The sequence below is a fragment of the Burkholderia sp. E168m23 genome, assembly GCF_016586125.1.
Taxonomy (GTDB): Bacteria; Pseudomonadota; Gammaproteobacteria; order Burkholderiales; family Burkholderiaceae; genus Burkholderia; species Burkholderia orbicola.
In genome coordinates this window covers 1-3,081 of the sequence record NZ_BCPP01000862.1, presented here as the reverse complement: position 1 = coordinate 3,081, position 3,081 = coordinate 1, and the positions used below count along the sequence as shown (strand labels likewise).

Below are 3,081 nucleotides of genomic sequence, written 5' to 3'. Positions count from 1 at the left end.
TGAAATCGACCGCGTTGTTCGCGTCCGGTGTGTTCTTCGCGGGCGTGGTCGGCGATACGCTCGGCGGCTGGCTCTGCGACCGGATCTACCGAAAGACCGGCAACCTCGCCGTAATAACTTCGTATAGCATACATTATACGAAGTTATACGATCGGCTTCGCTCATCGTCATCGCGAGCGGGTCCATCGTCGGGTTCGTGCGCTGGCCGCCCGCAAATGCGCGAAGCTGCGCGGCCACGTATTGCGCAGGCTGGCCGGCGAGACTCGGATACGCCTGGCTGAGCGACGTGCCCTTCACGCCGTGGCAGCCCATGCACGCGTCGGTCACGCGCGGCCACGGGCCGCCGTCGGCGTCATCGGCTTGCGCGGCCGTATCGATATGGTGCTGCAGGCGATAGAAGCCGAGCAGCGTCGGGCCGTAGAGCGCCAGCGCCGCGCCGATCACCACGAGCGCCGCGACCAGCAGCATGCGTTTCTTCATCTTCGCTCTCCTAAGCACGACGCAGCGCATTGAGCGCCTGAAGCGCGCTTTGGTGACCGGAACGCACGGCGCCGTCCATGTAGCCGGCCCAGATGTTCGCGGTCTCGGTGCCCGACCAGATCAGGTTGCCGCACGGCGCGCGCAGCGCGTCGCCGTGCGCGCTCCAGAAGCCGGGCGGAATCGCCGACACGCACGTGAGCGTCCACGGGTCGGCGAGCCCCCAGTCGCGATCGTGATACGACACCGGCGCGCGCGCTTCGTCGCCCCACGCCTGCGCATAGAGATCCATGTGCATCTGCTTCGCGGCCTGCGGGTCCGACGGCACCAGCGCATTCCGGACGAACGCGTTGATCACGCCGATCTCGCCGCCCGGCGGCGAATTGTCGTAAGCCCAGAACACCGGCCCGTCGGTCTGGAAGATGTGACCGTTCAAGCCCTTGTCGCGCCAGAACGGGCGACGGTAGACCATCGCCGTCTTGCGCGCCGGCGAATGGGCCGGCCACGCGCGTTGCAACGCGATGCGCTTGTCAGGCAGCGGCGGGTCGAACTGCACCTGGTGGCAGAGCGCCGGATGCAGCGCCATCACGACCTTTTTCGCGCGCACCGTGCCGCGATCGGTCTGCAACGTGACGACGTCGCGATCCCAGCCGACGATCCGCCGCACCGGCGACGACAGCCGCACCTTGTCGCCCAGCTGCTGCGCCATCCGGATGCTGAGGAGCTGCGAGCCGCCGACGAAGCGGGTTTCCTGCGCGCTGTGCTTGATCGAGTCGAGCTGCGCGTAGTCGCAATCGGCGGAGTTGATCATCGACAGGAAGTGCAGCAGCCCCATCTTCGCCGGCGCGACGCCGCCCGACAGCGAGATCGACGCGTTCCAGCCCATCCGGTCTTCCGCCTTGATGCCCTGCGTCGCGAGCCAGTCGCCGACCGACAGCCGGTCGAGTTCGCCGGCCTTCGGCGACGTCCACGGCGCACCGGACGGCACGTCGCGCGACAATCGGCTCAGCTTCGCCGCGACGGCCTCGTCGGTGCCGAACGTGCCCTCCAGGTCGATCTCGGCGCGCCCGTCGCCGCCGAGAATCACCGTCTTGCCCGCGTAGTAGCTCGGGAACGTGCCGACCTCCAGCTCGCGGGCGAGATCGGCGACCGCCGTCTGGCCCGGGCCGATCCACTGGCCGCCGACTTCGGTCACGTGGCCGCCGCCCACGTCGTAGTTCAGCGTGCGGCCGCCCACGCGGTCGCGCGCCTCGAGCACGACGAAGGATTCGCAGCCCGCGTAGCGCAGGTCGCGCGCGGCCGTCAGGCCGGCCAGCCCGGCGCCGACGATCGCGACGTCGAGCACGTCGCCTTCATGGCCGGCGGCCGGCGCCGCATCGGCCTTCGCCCGTGCGGCTCCGAGGGCAAGACCGCCCGCCGCGACCGACGCGCCCGCGACCTTGAGCCACTGCCTGCGCTCCGGGTCGGCCGCCCCGCTGATGGATGACTTCCTGGACATGATCTGTGAATGACGCCTGCAATGGGCGCGAACGGCGGCCGCCCTTGCGGCGTGCTGCCTTCGCTCGCGCGGAATCTGACGACGGGATGCGATCCCGATCCGCTTCACCTGCCGCCGGCGCGCCTGCCCCGCACGAGGCACGCGAATCCGGTTCGCATTCCGGTCTGTACACGCGCCGTACCACCCTGTACCGATAAGGATTTTCCGGCGCCCCGAATTAGTACATGTTGCAAAAGATAGGTCATGATACATAAAACAGGATCGAAAAAAAAAGACAGGGTATTCCCCGGTCGGGCGGGGCGTTGCAGCGCGCCCGACAGGTCGGGGAAAGACCGCGCACGCGATGGCGACCGGTGCGGCCCGCGCGTCTGCGTTCGGTTGCGCGGGCCGTACGGTAGTATGGCGATTCGATGGAACCCCGCTGAATCCGAACGAGTGGCCATGCCCGAATTTTCTTCATCTCCCGGCGCCGGCCAAGGCGCGCAAGCGCTCGTCCTCATCGCCGAGGACGAACCCGAGATCGCCGAGATCCTGACCGCCTATTTCGCGCGCAACGGCCTGCGCACCGTGCACGCCGCCGACGGCCGCCGCGCGCTCGAACTCCACCTGTCGCTGAAGCCCGACCTCGTGCTGCTCGACGTGCAGATGCCGCACGTCGACGGCTGGAAGGTGCTCGCCGAGATTCGCCATCGCGGCGACACGCCGGTCATCATGCTGACCGCGCTCGACCAGGACATCGACAAGCTGACCGGGCTGCGGATCGGCGCCGACGACTACGTGGTCAAGCCGTTCAACCCCGCCGAAGTCGTCGCGCGGGCGCAGGCCGTGCTGCGCCGGTCGATGGCCGGCTCGCGCCAGGAAGAGCAGCGCGTGCTGCGCGCCGCACCGTTCGAGATCGATCTCGAGCACCACGAAGCGACGGTCGAAGTCGACGGCGCGCGCCACACGCTCGTGCTCACGCTCACCGAATTCAAGCTGCTCGCGCAGCTCGCGCGTGCACCGCGCCGCGTGTTCAGCCGCGCCGAGCTGATGGCGACCTGCCTGCCGGAAGGCGACGCGCTGGAACGCACGGTCGACAGCCACGTCAGCAAGCTGCGCAAGAAACT

3 protein-coding genes are annotated in these 3,081 nt (G+C 68.5%); 1 reads left to right on the top strand and 2 read right to left on the bottom strand.

Features of this window, described 5'->3' with window-relative positions:
* A partial coding sequence (locus tag JMF90_RS30940; protein WP_236598061.1) for a c-type cytochrome occupies positions 1–480 on the bottom strand: 480 nt, incomplete at its 3' end.
* Between the two features lie 10 nt (positions 481–490).
* Positions 491–1,975 (bottom strand): FAD-dependent oxidoreductase, encoded by a 1,485-nt coding sequence (locus JMF90_RS30935; protein WP_011694920.1) that lies wholly within the window; start codon positions 1,973–1,975, stop codon positions 491–493.
* A gap of 441 nt (positions 1,976–2,416) precedes the next feature.
* On the opposite strand from JMF90_RS30935, the gene JMF90_RS30930 reads away from it, so the two are divergent.
* On the top strand, positions 2,417–3,081 hold a 665-nt coding region (locus JMF90_RS30930), incomplete at its 3' end, for a response regulator (protein ID WP_201325867.1).